The sequence below is a fragment of the Polaribacter staleyi genome, assembly GCF_038024045.1.
GTDB classification, from domain to species: Bacteria; Bacteroidota; Bacteroidia; order Flavobacteriales; family Flavobacteriaceae; genus Polaribacter; species Polaribacter butkevichii.
On the sequence record NZ_CP150665.1, the window covers coordinates 1,019,017 to 1,036,006 of the forward strand.

Sequence of the window (16,990 nt, forward strand, 5' to 3'; positions counted from 1 at the left end):
TTTTATAAATACTTCTTAACGCACATTGCGCTTACCTTTGCATTTTCGCGGTTAATTTTACAAATTATTTACTACTCTTTTAATACCGTATTTTATTAAAGCAACGTTAAAATTAATTAACAAACCTAATTTACATTCTGATAGCTTTAGATAAGTTAAAACTTGAGCTAAATGAACGTCATTTATACTTTCTACTGATTTTAACTCAACAATTACTTTATCTTCAACTATTAAATCTATTCTATAACCTACATTGAGTTTTACTTCTTCATAAACTAAAGGCAATGCTTTTTGTTTTTCTACTTTTAGATTCCTCTTACCTAACTCATAAAACAAACATTCTTCATAAGAACTTTCTAAAAGACCTGGACCTAAAGCTCTATGAACTTTTAAAGCGCAGTCTACAATAATTTTAGAGATTTCGTTCTCAGTCATTTTTTTTGTTTAAACGCAGAGGCGCTGAGTTTTTCGCAAAGGTCGCAAAGGTTTTATAAATATTTCTTTGCGACCTTTGCGCTTTCATTTGTCTCTTTGCGGTTAAGCTTTCATTTTAGAAACAGCTAACATACCCTTATCAATTGCTTCTGCTATTTTCTTTATATCCTTGTCTGATAAAGCAGATGATAAAAACCATGCTTCAAACTGACTTGGCGGTAAGAAAACTCCGTTTTTGATCATTTCCCAAAAGAAAACAGCAAACTTTTTTGTATCAGACAATTGTGCCTCCACAAAATTAGTTACTTCACTATTTACAAAGAAAGGATTTAACATAGAACCAAATCTATTTACCGTTAAAGCTACATTGTATTTCTTAGCAGTTTCTAATAAAATTACTTCTAAAATAGCCCCTGTTTCTTCGAACTTTTTATACGGATTTTGTTTTTTCAATTCCGTTAAAGTAGCAATTCCTCCTGCCATTGCAATTGGATTTCCACTTAACGTTCCTGCTTGATACATTCCGCCTAAAGGTGCAACTTCTTGCATAATTTCTTCTCTTGCTCCGTATGCCCCCACTGGGAAACCTCCTCCAATAACTTTACCTAAACACGTAATATCTGCTTCTACGCCTAATAACTCTTGTGCTCCACCAAATTTAGAACGGAAACCGGTCATTACTTCATCAACAATTAACAACGCTCCTTTTGTTTCTAAATACGCCTTTAATTCTGCTAAGAAATTATTTTCAGGAACTACAACGCCCATATTACCTGCAATTGGTTCAATAATTACACCTGCAATATTATCGTCGTTTTCGAAATGTTTTTTTACACTTTCTAAATCATTATAATTAGAAATTAATGTATTTTTTACAGCTCCTTCTGGCACTCCTTTAGAACCAGGTAAACTTAATGTTGCTAAACCAGAACCAGCTGCTACTAATAAAGCATCTTGATGACCATGATAACAACCTGCAAATTTTATAATTTTATCCTTTCCGGTAAAGGCTCTTGCTAAACGGATTCCACTTAAAACAGCTTCTGTACCAGAATTTACAAAACGTACTTTGTCCATTCCTGGAAAAGCATCGCAAACTATTTTTGCTAATTTAATTTCGTTTTCTGTAGATGCTCCAAAAGAATATCCATTTTTCAATGCTTTTTCAACAGCTTTTTGCACTTTTTTATGGCGATGACCTAAAATCATTGGTCCGTAAGAAAGCACTAAATCTACATATTTATTACCATCAACATCTGTAATTTTAGTTCCTTTTGCTTTTTTGATAAACAACGGATTACCACCCACTGATGAAAATGCTCTTACAGGAGAATTTACACCTCCAACAAGGTTCACCAATCCTTTTTTATATAATTTTTCTGATTTTTTGAATTCCATAATTGTTTTATTTACAATGTCAGTTCGAGTGTTTTTATGTAGCTTTTGCGAAATAAAAATGTATCGAGAACTTCTTAATATATCATCTCGATACAAATTTGTTCATTCTTCACAAATTCACTCGATGTGACAGCACGTGTTACTATTTCTTCAACAATACTCTCGCTGCTTCTTTTGCAAAATACGTAATAATAATGTCTGCGCCTGCTCTTTTCATAGATAGTAAGCTTTCCATCATTACTTTTTCGCCATCAATCCAACCTTTTTCTGCTGCGGCTTTTACCATAGCATATTCTCCACTTACATTGTAACATGCAATCGGACGATCGAAACTATTTTTTAAATCTCTAATAATATCTAAATAAGACAATGCTGGTTTTACCATTAAAATATCGGCTCCTTCTTGATCATCAAAAGTAGCTTCACGCATTCCTTCATCTCTGTTTGATGGATCCATTTGATACGTTCTTCTGTCTCCAAATGTTGGTGCAGAATCTGCAGCATCTCTAAAAGGACCATAAAATGCAGATGCATATTTTACAGAATATGCCATAATTGGCAAGTTAACAAAACCTGTATTGTCTAAAGATTGACGAATCATATCAATAGTACCATCCATCATTCCGGAAGGCGCCACCATATCTACTCCTGCTTTTGCATGAGAAATTACTTGTTTTGCAATATTTACTAAAGTAGCATCATTATCTACATCATTATCATGTATAATTCCGCAATGACCATGAGAAGTATATTCGCAAAAGCAAACGTCTGTAATTACATATAAGCTCGGATAATTTTTCTTGATAAAACGAATTGCTTGTTGCATAATTCCGTTATCATTCCACGTCTCGGTTCCTTCATCATCTTTTTCTGATGGAATTCCGAACAATAAAACTGCGGGTATATTTAAAGAAACAACCTCATCTAATTCTTTAGAAATTCTATCTAAAGAGAAACGTTTGATTCCTGGCATAGAAACAATTTCTGTTTCTACATTTTCTCCTTCTTCAATAAAAAGCGGATAGATAAAATCATCTACAGATAATTTAGTTTCTCTAACCAATCTTCTAATTCCTTCTGATTTTCTTAATCTTCTTGTTCTGAACATAAATTTTTAGCTTATGTCAGGTCGAGCGCAGTCGAGACCTAATTAATAAAACCTCTCGACTGCGCTCGAGGAGACATTCTCTATTATTTAGAGAAATAATTATTTACTAATTCTAAAACACTATCTACACTTGGCATATTGGCAACCTCTACTTTCTCAAAATATTTTCTAGCCTCTACTGCTGTAGTTTCTCCAATACAAAAAGCAACTCTATCTGGATTGTTCTCTTCTAAATAACTTTCTATACCAGAAGGACTGTAAAATAAAACTCCAGAAACATCATCAGCTATTTTTTCTGAGCTTAACATTGTTTTATAAGCCTCTACTTCGTTTACAGAAATATCATGAGCTTTTAAGTAGGTTGGTAAAACGTCTAATCTTACGTTACTACAAAAATAGGTTACATTTTTATTTTCTAATGCTGTTGCTAAGTATTCTGCTAATTTCTTAGCATTTTTGGCAACATGTGCCACTTTACCAATTCTATTTTCAATCAGTTTTTTTGTTCTTCTACCAACACAATAAATATTCTTAAAATTCATTTCATCTCTTGTGAAAGAATTTAAAAGTGCTTCTACTCCATTTTGACTAGTAATAACAACATTTTCGATTTCTTTTTTCATCACTTTAGCAGGAATTCTGTTAAAACGAATTTTAATAAAATCGCTATCTGTGATACCAATAGTTGAAGATAAAGTTTCTTTTTGAAGCTCTGATAATTTTTTAGTAGAATAAATCTTTTGTAAAGGTTCTACAGCTTCTGCAGCATCTTCTGCCATCAACTCTTTCCCTCCTTTATTAATTATATAGTCTGCACAATCTTTGGCCAAATAACGATGGCTTCCCATTTTTGCATTCTTAGTAACCGTAATTTTTTTAGAACCGTCTTTTTTTAGTAGAACTCCCTTAAAAACAATTTCTTCAGTTCTTGCATCTACATATGCCAAAGCGCCAATTGGTGCCGTACAACCTCCTTCTAAAAGGTTTAAGAATTCTCTTTCTATACCAACACAAACTTTAGTTTCGTAATGGTTTAATTGCTCGCAAGCATCTTTAACAAAATCATCTTTTTCTAAACAAGTAACCATAATAGCTCCTTGAGCAGGTGCAGGAATCATCCACGTTAACGGAATTGCTTCTGCATCTCTTAAGCCTAATCTTTCTAAACCTGCTGCAGCAAAAATTGCTCCGTTCCAAGTTTCACTATTGTCTAATTTCTCTAAACGGGTATTTACATTTCCTCGTAAATCTTCTACTCTATGCGTAGGATAACGATCTAACCACATTGCTTTTCTACGTAAACTACCCGTTGCAATAACTCCATTTGGCTGACCAAAAAACTCTTCGTTATCTTTTAACACCAATAAATCTATATAATCTGCACGTTTTAAAACAGCAGCCTGCATAATTCCTTCTGGCAAAACGGTAGGTACATCTTTAAGAGAATGTACAGCAATATCAATATCACCATTTAACATAGCAACATCTAAATTTCTTGTAAAAACACCGGTAACACCTAAATCATATAAAGGTTTATCTAAAACAATATCTCCTAGAGATTTTATAGGTACCAGCTCAGACTCATAGCCTAACTCCGTTAATTCATTGCGCACTTTATTAGCTTGCCAAAGCGCTAATTGGCTATCGCGAGTTCCTATTCTTATTATTTTCTGCATGGAGTTATTTGATTAAGATTTAAAAACCTTATTAATTACTTGTAGGCTTTGTGAAACAGATGTTTCTTCATCTTTTAAATGTTTCACAAACTGTGTGGTTATTTTCTGAATAAAACGTGAAGTTAAGATTTCTGCTTGATTTTCATCAAAACCAGCAATCTTTTTCTTCTGAAAATTAATTTCATCGTTTGTAATATTTTCTAATGATTTCTTTAAAGCTGCAATTGCAGGTGTAAATCGTCTATGATTTAACCATTCATTAAACTCTGCTTTATGGGTATCTATAATTGCTTCTGCAAACGGTACTTCTTTCTGGCGAACCGCCAAAGTTTCATCTGTAATCTTAGAAAGTTCATCAATATTTACTATTGATACTCCTTTAAAATCTGTAACATCTTTTGCCACGTTTTCTGGCATAGATAAATCTAAGATTAACAGCTCTTTGTTTTCAGCAATATGTTCTTTTGTTATGGTAGGTTTATCGGATCCAGTAGAAACAATTAAAACATCTGCTTGTGCTATTTCTTCTTTTAAATTAGCAATTACAGCTTTTCTAATTGTTGTGTGTTCTTTAACAAATTCTGATGTTTTTTCTTCTGTTCTGTTAATTAAACACACCGACTTATTTTGGGTGTACTCTGCTAAATTTTTACAGGTATGTTTCCCCATTTTACCCAAACCAAAAACTAAAATATTTTTAGTATTGTAGCCTGGTAAATTTTTAATAAGGTATTGAATGGCTGCATAAGAAACAGAAGTAGTACCAGAACTTAATCTAGTTTCATTTTTAACTCTTTTACTTGCTTGTAGTACAGAGTTAATTAATCTTTCTGAATACGCATTGGTCGTTTTTAAAGATTTTGCCATTTTAAACGACTGTCTTAATTGACCTACAATTTCGTAATCTCCTAAAATCTGACTTTCTAACCCAGTACCAATTCTAAATAATTGTTGTATTGCTTCTTGGTCTTTATAAACGTTAGAAACTTTAGAAAACTCTTCTATTGTTCCTTCAGAAAACTCACATAACAATTCTATTAGTTGACAAGGACGTTCTGCAAAACCACTAATTTCTGTTCGGTTACAAGTAGATATAATAAAAACACCTTCGTATCCTTTTTCTTTAGAAAGTTCTAACAACAGGGATTGGTTTTCTTTTGATAAAGAAAATTTTCCGCGCGTGTTAGCATCCGCTTTTTTGTAACTAACGCCAATATTATAAAAGTGCTCTTGCCTGTGCTCTTGCATATAATTCTAAAAGTTGGACAAAAGTATAAACTTCAATTAGAAAAAAATGTCGCTTAAAGGACTTTTTATAACGTTATATGTTTTTTACTTAATTTTTATTTATAAAACAACCGAAAAGCAGTACTTTTGCTACAGAATTAAGTTTTTAATTGTTTTTATATAGAACCATTCTAAATAAAAAACTTCAAATCAAAAAGATTATTTATGTTCAAAAATGTCGGAGAAAGTACATTTGAAGAAATTACTTTAGAAAAAGGTTTTTATGTGCTTCATTTTCAGAACGAAAGTAAAGAAATAGAGAATTTTGATAGAAAAATTAACAATGCTTTTATACAAATTCATTTTTGCTTAAGAGGAAAAGCTAAATTTTTATTTAATAACGGCACCTATTCTTTTGATGTTTTAGACAATAGAGCCATATTATTATACAACCCACAAGGTGTTTTACCCATCAATTTAGAAATTCAACCTAAAACAACATTGGTTTCACTATTAATTTCTATTGAAAAATTTCACTCACTATTCTCTAAAGAATCTGGTTATATCCCTTTTTTAAGTGATGAAAATAGCAATAAAAAATATTATGATGATACAGAAATAAAATCTTCGGTTGCTAGGGTTTTACAAGAAATCATCAACTCTAAAACCAATAATTCTATTAGAGATTTATTTGTTAGAGGAAAAGTATATGAGCTTTTAAGCCTTCATTTTCAGAAAGAAGAAAACTTAGAAGGTGAGTTTTGTCCTTTTTTGGTTGATGAACAAAACGTACTTAAAATTAGAAAAGCCAAAGAAATTATTATTGCTAGAATGGCAGAACCACCTAGTTTACAAGAATTAGCTAATGAAATTGGTCTAAATATTAAAAAACTAAAAGAAGGTTTTAAACAAATTTACGGCGATACCGTGTACAGTTTTCTATTAGACTATAAAATGGAATATGCTAGAAAGTTATTAGAAAGTAATCAATTTAACGTAAATGAAGTGGGCGTAAAAATTGGTTACAGTACAGCAAGTCATTTTATTGCAGCCTTTAAAAAGAAATTTGGCACCACACCTAAAAAGCACGTATTAAGCAGTAAGCAGTAAGCAGTAAGCAGTAAGCAGTAAGCAGTAAGCAGTAAGCAGTAAGCAGTAAGCAGTAAGCAGTAAGCAGTAAGCAGTAAGCAGTAAGCAGTAAGCAGTAAGCAAAATTAAAAAAATTGAAACTTTAAACTTTGAACTTTTTAACTTTTTAACTTTTTAACTTTTTAACTTTTTAACTTTGAAACTTTTTAACTTTGAAACTTTTTAACTTTGAAACTTTTTAACTTTGAAACTTTAAACTTTAAACTTTGAAACTAAACTAACTTGGAACAATTAACACATTACGACATAGAAAACAATCAAAAACAGTTTCCAATAACAATTGTTTGCGATGCTATAAGAACACCAGAAAACATAGGTATGTGTTTTAGAATTTCTGAAAGTTTTGGAGTACAAAAAATCTATTTTCATGAAGCTTCCCCTTCTACAGAAAATAGAATTGTAAAAAAAACTGCCAGAAATACGGTAAATCAAATTCAACATGAGGTTTACAATAATTTCGAAGCCCTTATAAATCAATTAAAAGCAGAAGGTAACACAATTATTGGAATAGAAATTACTGATAAAAGTATCGATATTCAAGATTTTAATTTTAAAAATCACAAGAAAATAGTTTTACTTTTGGGAAGCGAAAGAAACGGAATTGAAAATGTAGATTTATTAGACCATACCATTGCCATACCAATGTTTGGTAGAAACTCTAGTATGAATGTAATACACAGTTTAGCAATAACGTTGTATGAAGTAACTAATCAATTAACAGTAAGCAGTAAGCAGTAAGCAAAAATAAAAAATTAAAACTTTGAACTTTAAACTTTAAACTTTGAACTTCAACTTTAAAAACTTTGAAACTTTTTTAAATGAAAGGAATATTACTTAACAATTTAGGATCACCAGATTCTACAGACACCAAAGATGTAAAAAAATATTTAGGTGAATTTTTAATGGATGAACGAGTTATAGACATTCCGTATTGGAAACGTTGGTTACTAATTAACGGAATTATCTTAAAAACAAGACCTAAAAAATCTGGTGCCGCATACAAAAAAATCTGGTGGAAAGAAGGCTCTCCGTTAGTGGTAATCTCTCAAAGATTTACAGACAAAGTGGTTAAAAAAGTAGATTTACCTGTTGCTTTGGCAATGCGTTACGGCTCTATGACCATGGAAAAAGGTATCAAAGAATTGGTAGATAAAGGAGTTACAGAAATCTTTTTAGCACCATTATATCCGCATTACGCAATGTCTTCTTATGAAACCGTAGTTGTAAAAGCAGAAGAAATTATCGCTGAGAAATATCCACAGATAAAATTAGACGTTTTACCGGCTTTTTATAACGAACCAGATTATATAAAAGCAATGAGTAACAACATTGCCAATCATTTAAAAGGTTTCGATTACGATCATATTTTATTTTCTTATCACGGAATTCCAGAACGTCATATCTTAAAATCAGACGTTACTAAAAACCACTGTAAAATAGATGGTTCTTGTTGCGAACGAAATTCGGTTGCACACCACACCTGTTACAGACATCAATGTTTTGAAACCACAAAAGAAATTGCAAAAACATTAAACTTAAAAGAAGGTACCTACAGCAATTCTTTTCAGTCTCGCTTATTAAAAGACCCTTGGTTAAAGCCTTATACAGATTTTGAACTAGAGAAATTTCCATCAGAAGGAAAAAAGAAACTAGCCGTAATTACACCTGCTTTTGTGGCAGATTGTTTAGAAACTTTAGAGGAAATTGCTATGGAAGGAAAAGACGAATTCCTTAAATTTGGAGGTACAGATTATAAACACATCCCATGTATGAATGATAATGATGATTGGGTAGATGTTATGGTTAAATGGATTAACGATTGGAAAAATAAATAAAATTATAAGTAGCTATTTCCTGCTTTCCGCTATATCTTTTTTCTTCTGTTCTCGATACAAATTTGCAAAAAAGCAAATTCACTCGAACTGACAGAAAAAAGGATGCCGCTTCAATCAGGGCTAAACTTGTTTGCAAACCAATAGCAAAACTTATAACATATTCAAGTATTCAATATGTCATTTCGAAATAAGCTTTTTTTAAGCGATTTAGAAATCTCATTATAAGTAAAACTTAAATTATTCCTCGTTCTTCTAACAGAATGAGGTTAATTAGAATAAATAAAATTAAAAATCATGAGTCTTTATTATATCAAAGCCTTACATATTATTTTTGTAGTTACTTGGTTTGCTGGGTTATTCTATATTATTCGATTATTTATGTACCATGTTGAAGCAGAAAAAAAAGACGAACCAGCAAAAGAAATTTTACAAACTCAATACAAATTAATGAGCAAAAGGTTGTGGTATATTATAACTTGGCCTTCAGCTATTTTAACTTTTATTTTAGGCTTTTGGACCTTATATCATTTTCCAGAATACTTATCTGAACCTTGGATGTTAGTAAAACTATCTTTTGTATTAGCCCTATATGTTTACCACGGATTTTGTCATAAAATATATAAACAATTACAACAAGATGTTATAAAATATACCGCATTCAAACTAAGAATTATAAACGAAGTACCTACAATAATTCTATTTGCTGTTGTATTTTTAGTAACATTAAAAAATGCTGTAAATTGGATTTGGGGTGTTGTTGGTATTATTCTTTTTGGAGTTTTACTAATGTTAGGCATTAGACTCTACAAAAAAATAAGAGCCAAAAGATCTTGGGAAAAAGCAGAAAGAGAAGTTTTAGAAAGTGATAAAAGTAGAGAATAGTAACATTTTTCAATCCCAGTTACTCAACTGCCAACTGAATACTGTTAACTAATAATAGTTACCCTCTTATACTTTGCTCAAACGGAATTCTATTAACAATAGACCTTCCTAAAGTAACCTCGTCGGCATATTCTAATTCATCACCCACAGAAATTCCACGTGCAATTGTAGATGTTGTAATTTCAAATTTTTCTATTTGCCTAAAAATATAAAAGTTGGTAGTATCTCCTTCCATGGTAGAACTTAAGGCAAAAATTAATTCTTTAACTTCTCCACTTTCTACCTTACGTACCAAAGATTCTATCTGTAAATTTTGAGGACCAATGCCTTCAATAGGCGATATTTTACCTCCCAAAACATGGTACAAACCATTAAATTGCGACGTACTTTCAATTGCCATTACATCACGAATATCTTCTACAACACACACAATTTCTGGATTTCTTTTTACATTATTGCAAATATCACACAATTCCGTATCAGAAATATTATGGCATTTTTCGCAAGTTTTTACATCATTTCTTAAATGCAATAAAGCCTCCGTTAAAAACTTTGTATTATCCGACGGTTGCTTTAACAAATGTAAAACCAAACGCAATGCAGTTCGTTTTCCAATTCCTGGTAAACGAGACACTTCGTTTACTGCATTTTCTAAAAGTTTTGATGAAAAATCCATAGCCAGCAAAATTACAATTTTAAAGAGAAAAAAGAAGAAAGAACTTAGAGAAAAGAAAGTCTTTTTACAAACGAAGCTCACGCTACGCTATTCATTATTTTCTTTGTGCACTTTTGTATATTCTATTCTCTAAAAATCCTATATTCGTACATTTTAATAGAACATTCGTAATTTATCAAATGCAACCACTCTATATCTTATTATTAATAGTCGCTTATTTTTCTGTATTAATATTCATTTCTTACATCACCGGAAAATCTGCAGACAACAAAACTTTTTTTAAAGCAAATAATTCTTCACCTTGGTATTTAGTTGCCTTTGGTATGATTGGCGCTTCCCTTTCTGGGGTTACTTTTATCTCCGTTCCTGGTTGGATAGAAGCACAAAGCATGAGTTATTTTCAAATGGTTTTAGGCTATGTTCTTGGATATGCTGTAATTGGTTTGGTTTTACTACCACTCTACTATAAACTAAATCTAACATCCATTTACAGTTATTTAGATGATCGTTTTGGCAATTACTCATACAAAACAGGTGCAAGTTTTTTTCTACTTTCTAGAGTAGTTGGAGCTGCCTTTAGGCTTTTTTTAGTTGCAAATGTCTTACAAGTTATTCTATTTGATGCCTACGGTATTCCGTTTTGGGTAACCGTTTCTATTACTATTTTATTAATTTGGTTGTACACTTTTAAAGGCGGTATAAAAACAATTGTTTGGACAGATACTTTACAAACCTTATTTATGTTAGTTGCAGTTGGAGTTTGTATTTACACTATTTCTGGTGAAATGAAAATTGACAATCTATTTACTTACGTTGCAGATAGTGAATTGTCTAAAACATTCTTTTTTGAGGATGTAAATGCAGGAAATTATTTCTGGAAACAGTTTTTATCAGGGGCATTTATTGCTGTTGTAATGACAGGTTTAGACCAAGATATGATGCAAAAAAACTTAACGTGTAGAAACTTAAAAGACGCGCAAAAAAACATGTTTTGGTTTACAATTGTTTTAGTAATTGTTAACTTTTTCTTTTTAGCTTTAGGTGTTTTACTAACAGATTATGCACAACAAAACGGAATTGATGCACACAAAGACCAACTTTTTCCAATAATAGCCACCCAAGGAAACCTTGGTTTGGCTACTGCCCTATTTTTCTTATTAGGTTTAATTGCAGCAGCCTATTCTAGTGCAGATTCTGCCTTAACATCTTTAACTACTTCTTTTAGTATCGATATATTAGAAATTGATAAAAAGAAAGACAAAAATGAGCAAGAAAAAATTAGAAAGAAAATTCATATTATGTTCTCTTTTATATTAATTGCAACCATTCTAATTTTTAAATATTTTATTGCGGATGCAAGTGTAATTGCAAAAATATTTACGTTTGCAGGCTATACCTACGGCCCTTTATTAGGCTTATATGCTTTTGGAATGTTTACCAAAATGAATGTAAAAGATAAAATTGTACCTGCAATTTGTTTAATTGCACCAATTCTTACCTTTATAATTAGCTATTATTCTAAAGAAAAATTAGGGTTCGATTTTGGCTTCTTTGTATTGGTATTAAATGGAGCATTAACTTTTCTTGGTTTATATTTAGTGAAAAAAGAACAGAAATCTAACAGGCTATAAAACTGAATATCTCTATAAAATGAAAAAAACGATTTCCATTATTGGAAGTGGACCTTCCTCACTGCTTTTAGCTGCTTTTTTAGATACAAAAAAATTTGAGGTTACTATTTACGAAAAAAATAAAACAGCAGGTAGAAAACTATTAGTTGCAGGAAAAGGCGGATTTAATTTAACACACTCAGAACCTATTGCTCATTTTATAGAACGCTATACACCCACTTTTTTTTTAAAGGATGCATTACTTAGTTTTACCAACGATGATTTTAGAAATTGGCTACAAAGTATTGGGGTTCCAACTTATATAGGCAGCAGTAAACGAATCTACCCAGAAGAAGGTATAAAACCAATAACGGTTATCAATACTATTTTAAAACATTTAAAAGAAAAAGGAATTAGCTTTAAATACGAACATACTTTTTCGGGTTGGGATGCTCAAAATAATTTAATTTTAAATAATAAAATAACTCCTTCTGATTACACTGTCTTTTCTTTAGGGGGTGCCAGTTGGCGAGTTACAGGGTCTAACGGAAGTTGGTTAGAAACATTTCAAAAAAAAGAGGTAACCACCATCCCTTTTGAAGCATCAAACTGTGCTGTAAATATTGATTGGAAATCTAATTTCATCAACCAAAACGAAGGAAATCCTTTAAAAAACATCACTATTACTTGTGATAATAAAACACAAAAAGGAGAAGCTATAATTACAAAGTTTGGCTTAGAAGGAAATGCTATTTACGGGTTGAGTCCGCAAATTAGAACTCAATTAAAATCATCAGAAAAAGCAAGTATTTATATCGATTTTAAACCGATGTTAAGCTTAGAGAACATCATCTCTAAAGTGATAAATTCTACTTTTAAAAACACCACACAAGTTTTAAAAAAAGAATTAAAACTTAGCAATTCACAAATAGAACTTTTAAAAACAACGCTTTCTAAAGAAGATTATTTAGACATTGTAACTTTATCAAAAAACATTAAAAATTTCCCTTTAGAAATTATAGGTTTAGGCAATATAAACGCAGCGATTTCTACGGTTGGAGGCATTGATTTAAATGCTGTAGATACTCATTTTCAGCTACATAAAATTAAGAATCAATATTGTATAGGAGAAATGTTAAATTGGGATGCGCCTACTGGAGGATATTTAATTCAGGGATGTGCTAGTTCTGGAGTTTATCTTGCAAAACATTTTAATAAAATTGCATAAAAAAGGGCGTTTTAGAATGTTTGTACTCTTAAAATATTCTGTATTTTTACTTTATCCAATTAAAAAGAATGTCTAAAGATTTAAGTAACTATAGAAAATCCTACGAAAAGCAAGAACTTTTAGAAAGTACTTGTCCAGAAAACCCAATAGAATTATTTCAAACTTGGTTTATTAACGCAGATACCTCTAACATGGTTGATGAAAGCAACGCAATGACCGTTTCTTCTATTGGTTTAGATGGTTTCCCTAAAAGTAGAGTTGTTTTATTAAAAAGATTTACTTGGGAAGGTTTTATTTTTTACACCAATTACAATTCGGAAAAAGGAAAAGCCATTGCTGCTAACAATAACATCTGTTTGTCTTTCTTTTGGCCTGCATTAGAACAGCAAATTATTATAAAAGGAACCGCAGAAATATTAGCAGAAAATTTATCTGACGGTTATTTTGAATCGAGACCAGACGGAAGTAAATTAGGAGCTTGGGCTTCTAACCAAAGTGCTGTTGTTGCCTCTAGAGAAGAATTAGATACTCTTTTAAAAACTTTTGAAAAAAAGTTTGAAGGACAAGAAATTGTAAGACCAAAACATTGGGGAGGCTATTTAGTAAAACCAATTTCTATAGAATTTTGGCAAGGGAGACCCAATAGAATGCACGATAGAATAAGATACACTTTAGAAGAAGATTTTTCTTGGAAAAAAGAAAGATTAGCGCCATAAATTTTTATATTTACAACTCAACAATTAAAATTTAATGAAAACATTATACATTGTTAGACATGCTAAATCTTCTTGGGAATACTCAGGAATAGAAGATATTGACAGACCTCTAAAAAAACGCGGAATAAAAGACGCACATTTAATGTCTAAATTCTTAGCAAAAGAAGTTGGCAGACCAGACGTATTTGTATCAAGTAGTGCTAATAGAGCATTGCATACAGCCGTTATTTTTTGCGAAAATTTTGAATACCCTTTATCTAACCTAAAAATTAAAAAACAATTATACAGCTTTAGCGATGGATATTTGGTAAAAACTGTAAATGCGCTAGATGATGGTTTTAATTCTGCCATAATATTTAGCCATGATCATGGTATCAATACATTTGTAAATAAATTTGGTAACAAACCCATTTCTCATGTATCCACTTGTGGTGTTATTGGTATTCAGTTTGAAGAAAAACACTGGAAAAACATAAAAAAAGGGAAAACTTTTTTAATAGATTTCCCTAAAAATCATAAATAAAATAGTTTGTTAGAAATTAAAAAATACGGTGCAATTGACATTGGTTCTAATGCAATTAGATTGCTTATTGCCAATGTTATTGTATCCGAAGACAAAGAACCTCAATTTAAAAAATCTTCTTTAGTACGTGTTCCTATTCGTTTAGGAGCAGATGCTTTTGTTGGAGAAGGTACTATCAGCGAAAAAAACATCTCAAGAATGATTCATGCTATGGAAGCATTTAAATTATTAATGGATGTTCATGGTGTAGAAAGATACAAAGCCTGCGCAACATCTGCCATGAGAGAAGCAGAAAACGGCAAAGAAGTAGCTTCAAGAATATTAAAAGAAACAGGTGTACAAATTGATATTATTGGCGGAAAAGAAGAAGCTGCTATTATTTCATCTACAGACCTAAATCAATTAATAGAAGGAGATAACTCTTATTTATATGTAGATGTTGGTGGTGGTAGTACAGAATTTACCATTTTTTCTGAAGGAAAAATTCTTACATCAAAGTCTTTTAAAATGGGTACAGTACGTTTGTTAAATAATAAAAAGTCCGTAAATAAAGAGATTTTTGCCAATGTAGAAAAATGGATTAAGAAAAATACTAAAGATTTAAAAAAGGTCTCTTTAATTGGTTCTGGTGGTAACATTAATAAGTTATTTAAAATGTCTGGACGAACAGAAGGCAAACCAATTTCTTATATTTATCTAAATGCTCAATATCAATTTTTAAAGCAGATGTCTTTTGATGAGCGCGTTTCTGAACTAAGTTTAAACCCTGATAGGGCCGATGTAATAATACCTGCAACCAAAATTTACCTCTCTGCAATGAAATGGAGTGGCGCTAGAAAAATTTATGTTCCTAAAATAGGACTTTCAGACGGAATTATTAAAAGCTTATTTTACAATAAGTTATAGGTTAGTTTAAGATTTCTTTAACATAATTTTGTATTTTTGTTATAATTCCTGTGACTTATCAAAAAATGTTGTGTCATAGAATTGAACTAAAAAATCAAAAATAGGTTTATTATGAAAAAAATTTTACTAAGTGCTACGCTATTAATGTTTGGAGCAACAGCTTTTGCTCAAGACTTACCAACAAACCCAGAACCAGGAAAATGTTACGTTCGTTGTAAAACTCCAGAAGTTTGGAAAAACGAAGATGTAACTATAGAAGTGGCTCCGGCTTACAAGAAAATTGTTACGCATCCAGCGGAATACAATACAGTAACAGAAAGAGTTCTAATTAAAGAAGCTGGACAACGTTTGGTTGTTGTGCCTGCTATATGGGAAGACAAAACAATAAGCTATACTGCTAAAGTTGATGCTAATAAATTAAGTGTTGTACCTGCTACATTTAGCCAAGACTCTCAAACTATAGAAACAAAAGCTGCTTCTGCAAATTGGGAAATGAGTGAAAAAGCTCCTGATTGTGAATCTAGTGATCCTAACGACTGTAGATATTGGTGTTACAAACCAGTACCAGCAAAATATGTTACTATTCCTTTAACTAAATTAGATAGAGACGCAAGTACTGTATCAAACCAAGTTCCTGGATATGAGAAAACATATACTACTAAAGTAATGGTTAAAGGACCTACTACTACTTCTATTGAAATTCCTGCAGTTTACGGAAGTATCAACAAAACAGTATTAGTTAAAGATGCATGGCAAGAAGAAGTTACTGTTGCTGCTAAATACAAAACTGTAACTAAAGAAATCTTAGTGAACAAAGGTGGTTTAACTACTTGGAAAGAAGTTGAATGTGAATTAGTTAACAATACTATTTTACCAATTAACTGGAACTTAGGAAGTGCTACTTTAACTCCTAATGCAAAAAGAATTATTGATACTAGATTATTACCTGTATTAAAAACAGGAGTATCTGTAGCTTTAGAATCTCATACAGATTCAAGAGGAACAAAAGAAAGCAACCAAGACTTATCTGAAAGAAGAGCTCAAGCAGTTACAAACTACTTAATTTCTAAAGGTGTAAATCCAAGTAAATTAACAGGTAACGGATACGGAGAATCTAAATTAACAAACAGATGTGCTGATGGTGTTTCTTGTACAGAAGCGCAACACAGAGCAAACAGAAGAACTACATTTAGAGTAGTGAATGAAAAATAATCTCTTCTAATTTATTAGAAAGGTGATCAAAACCGAGGCTATCTGCTTCGGTTTTTTCGTTTTATAAAACCATATTATCAGCAATCAAATGCATTTTTAAAATAGTATAAGGTTTTTATTTAGATAACTCTATATTGTTTTTAAAACCCAATATGTATATAAGAAAACAATTGAAGCAATATTTATAAGCTACCTTATGTATTTTTTCTTTTGTTAGACATCAATAAAATCTAAAGGAGTATACCGCATATAATAAGGTTGAACTTAGCTTAAATGAATAAGTTAGAAAGAAAGGTAAATAAAAAATATAGAAAGCCTACAAGCGACAAAAGAGAAGCTTTAACAAAGTAAATAACTACGTAAACATCTTCTTTTAAAACAAAAAAAAACCGAAGCTAGAACTTCGGTT

Annotated in this window: 16 protein-coding genes; 10 read left to right on the forward strand and 6 right to left on the reverse strand. The window is 31.2% G+C overall.

Annotation, left to right across the window (positions count from 1 at the left end; genetic code table 11):
* Positions 1-57: 57 nt before the first annotated feature.
* The 5 genes from WHD07_RS04325 to hemA form a co-directional block, all read right to left on the reverse strand.
* The gene (locus WHD07_RS04325) at positions 58-435 is read right to left on the reverse strand and encodes a GxxExxY protein (protein WP_343330208.1); all 378 of its coding nucleotides are present in this window, start codon (positions 433-435) and stop codon (positions 58-60) included.
* 102 nt (positions 436-537) lie between these two features.
* A complete protein-coding gene (hemL, locus tag WHD07_RS04330; RefSeq protein ID WP_343330209.1) occupies positions 538-1,833 on the reverse strand; it encodes a glutamate-1-semialdehyde 2,1-aminomutase in 1,296 nt (431 codons plus the stop codon).
* Positions 1,834-1,975: 142 nt separating this feature from the next.
* Entirely contained in the window at positions 1,976-2,941 is a 966-nt protein-coding gene (gene hemB / locus WHD07_RS04335) for a porphobilinogen synthase (RefSeq protein ID WP_343330210.1), read from the reverse strand.
* An 83-nt stretch (positions 2,942-3,024) separates the two neighbouring features.
* A complete protein-coding gene (gene hemC, locus WHD07_RS04340; RefSeq protein WP_105049106.1) occupies positions 3,025-4,617 on the reverse strand; it encodes a hydroxymethylbilane synthase in 1,593 nt (530 codons plus the stop codon).
* 12 nt (positions 4,618-4,629) lie between these two features.
* Positions 4,630-5,865, reverse strand: coding sequence for a glutamyl-tRNA reductase (hemA, locus tag WHD07_RS04345; protein ID WP_105049107.1), 1,236 nt, complete (start codon positions 5,863-5,865; stop codon positions 4,630-4,632).
* A 204-nt stretch (positions 5,866-6,069) separates the two neighbouring features.
* Between hemA and WHD07_RS04350 the strand changes: the two genes are divergently transcribed.
* From WHD07_RS04350 to WHD07_RS04365, 4 genes are all read left to right on the forward strand, one after another.
* On the forward strand, positions 6,070-6,954 hold the full coding sequence (locus tag WHD07_RS04350) for an AraC family transcriptional regulator (protein WP_343330211.1): 885 nt from the start codon (positions 6,070-6,072) through the stop codon (positions 6,952-6,954).
* A 261-nt stretch (positions 6,955-7,215) separates the two neighbouring features.
* Positions 7,216-7,731, forward strand: coding sequence for a TrmH family RNA methyltransferase (locus WHD07_RS04355; protein WP_343330212.1), 516 nt, complete (start codon positions 7,216-7,218; stop codon positions 7,729-7,731).
* A gap of 80 nt (positions 7,732-7,811) precedes the next feature.
* A complete protein-coding gene (hemH, locus tag WHD07_RS04360; protein ID WP_343330213.1) occupies positions 7,812-8,828 on the forward strand; it encodes a ferrochelatase in 1,017 nt (338 codons plus the stop codon).
* 294 nt (positions 8,829-9,122) lie between these two features.
* Entirely contained in the window at positions 9,123-9,710 is a 588-nt protein-coding gene (locus WHD07_RS04365; RefSeq protein ID WP_105049111.1) for a CopD family protein, read from the forward strand.
* 58 nt (positions 9,711-9,768) lie between these two features.
* Here the strand turns inward: WHD07_RS04365 and recR are convergent, their stop codons facing one another.
* Positions 9,769-10,386 carry a recombination mediator RecR gene (gene recR / locus WHD07_RS04370; protein WP_343330214.1) on the reverse strand — a complete coding sequence of 206 codons (618 nt, stop codon included), beginning with the start codon at positions 10,384-10,386 and terminating at the stop codon, positions 9,769-9,771.
* A 179-nt stretch (positions 10,387-10,565) separates the two neighbouring features.
* Here recR and WHD07_RS04375 point away from each other — a divergent pair, with 179 nt between their 5' ends.
* From WHD07_RS04375 to WHD07_RS04400, 6 genes are all read left to right on the forward strand, one after another.
* Entirely contained in the window at positions 10,566-12,017 is a 1,452-nt protein-coding gene (locus WHD07_RS04375) for a sodium:solute symporter (protein ID WP_343330215.1), read from the forward strand.
* A 19-nt stretch (positions 12,018-12,036) separates the two neighbouring features.
* Positions 12,037-13,224 (forward strand): NAD(P)-dependent oxidoreductase, encoded by a 1,188-nt coding sequence (locus WHD07_RS04380; RefSeq protein WP_343330216.1) that lies wholly within the window; start codon positions 12,037-12,039, stop codon positions 13,222-13,224.
* Between the two features lie 68 nt (positions 13,225-13,292).
* Positions 13,293-13,940 carry a pyridoxamine 5'-phosphate oxidase gene (gene pdxH, locus WHD07_RS04385; RefSeq protein WP_105049116.1) on the forward strand — a complete coding sequence of 216 codons (648 nt, stop codon included), beginning with the start codon at positions 13,293-13,295 and terminating at the stop codon, positions 13,938-13,940.
* A 34-nt stretch (positions 13,941-13,974) separates the two neighbouring features.
* Positions 13,975-14,463, forward strand: a complete 489-nt coding sequence (locus WHD07_RS04390; protein WP_343330217.1) for a histidine phosphatase family protein — start codon at positions 13,975-13,977, stop codon at positions 14,461-14,463.
* Between the two features lie 6 nt (positions 14,464-14,469).
* Positions 14,470-15,369 carry an exopolyphosphatase gene (locus tag WHD07_RS04395; RefSeq protein ID WP_343330218.1) on the forward strand — a complete coding sequence of 300 codons (900 nt, stop codon included), beginning with the start codon at positions 14,470-14,472 and terminating at the stop codon, positions 15,367-15,369.
* Between the two features lie 111 nt (positions 15,370-15,480).
* Complete coding sequence (locus tag WHD07_RS04400; protein WP_343330219.1) at positions 15,481-16,581, forward strand: OmpA family protein; 1,101 nt, start codon at positions 15,481-15,483, stop codon at positions 16,579-16,581.
* Positions 16,582-16,990 lie beyond the last annotated feature (409 nt).

Coding starts and splice junctions, on each gene's coding strand:
- WHD07_RS04325 (WP_343330208.1), bottom strand. CDS start 435: ATGACTGAGAACGAAATCTCTAAAATTATTGTAGACTGCGCTTTAAAA.
- hemL (WP_343330209.1), bottom strand. CDS start 1,833: ATGGAATTCAAAAAATCAGAAAAATTATATAAAAAAGGATTGGTGAAC.
- hemB (WP_343330210.1), bottom strand. CDS start 2,941: ATGTTCAGAACAAGAAGATTAAGAAAATCAGAAGGAATTAGAAGATTG.
- hemC (WP_105049106.1), bottom strand. CDS start 4,617: ATGCAGAAAATAATAAGAATAGGAACTCGCGATAGCCAATTAGCGCTT.
- hemA (WP_105049107.1), bottom strand. CDS start 5,865: ATGCAAGAGCACAGGCAAGAGCACTTTTATAATATTGGCGTTAGTTAC.
- WHD07_RS04350 (WP_343330211.1), top strand. CDS start 6,070: ATGTTCAAAAATGTCGGAGAAAGTACATTTGAAGAAATTACTTTAGAA.
- hemH (WP_343330213.1), top strand. CDS start 7,812: ATGAAAGGAATATTACTTAACAATTTAGGATCACCAGATTCTACAGAC.
- WHD07_RS04365 (WP_105049111.1), top strand. CDS start 9,123: ATGAGTCTTTATTATATCAAAGCCTTACATATTATTTTTGTAGTTACT.
- recR (WP_343330214.1), bottom strand. CDS start 10,386: ATGGATTTTTCATCAAAACTTTTAGAAAATGCAGTAAACGAAGTGTCT.
- WHD07_RS04375 (WP_343330215.1), top strand. CDS start 10,566: ATGCAACCACTCTATATCTTATTATTAATAGTCGCTTATTTTTCTGTA.
- WHD07_RS04380 (WP_343330216.1), top strand. CDS start 12,037: ATGAAAAAAACGATTTCCATTATTGGAAGTGGACCTTCCTCACTGCTT.
- pdxH (WP_105049116.1), top strand. CDS start 13,293: ATGTCTAAAGATTTAAGTAACTATAGAAAATCCTACGAAAAGCAAGAA.
- WHD07_RS04390 (WP_343330217.1), top strand. CDS start 13,975: ATGAAAACATTATACATTGTTAGACATGCTAAATCTTCTTGGGAATAC.
- WHD07_RS04400 (WP_343330219.1), top strand. CDS start 15,481: ATGAAAAAAATTTTACTAAGTGCTACGCTATTAATGTTTGGAGCAACA.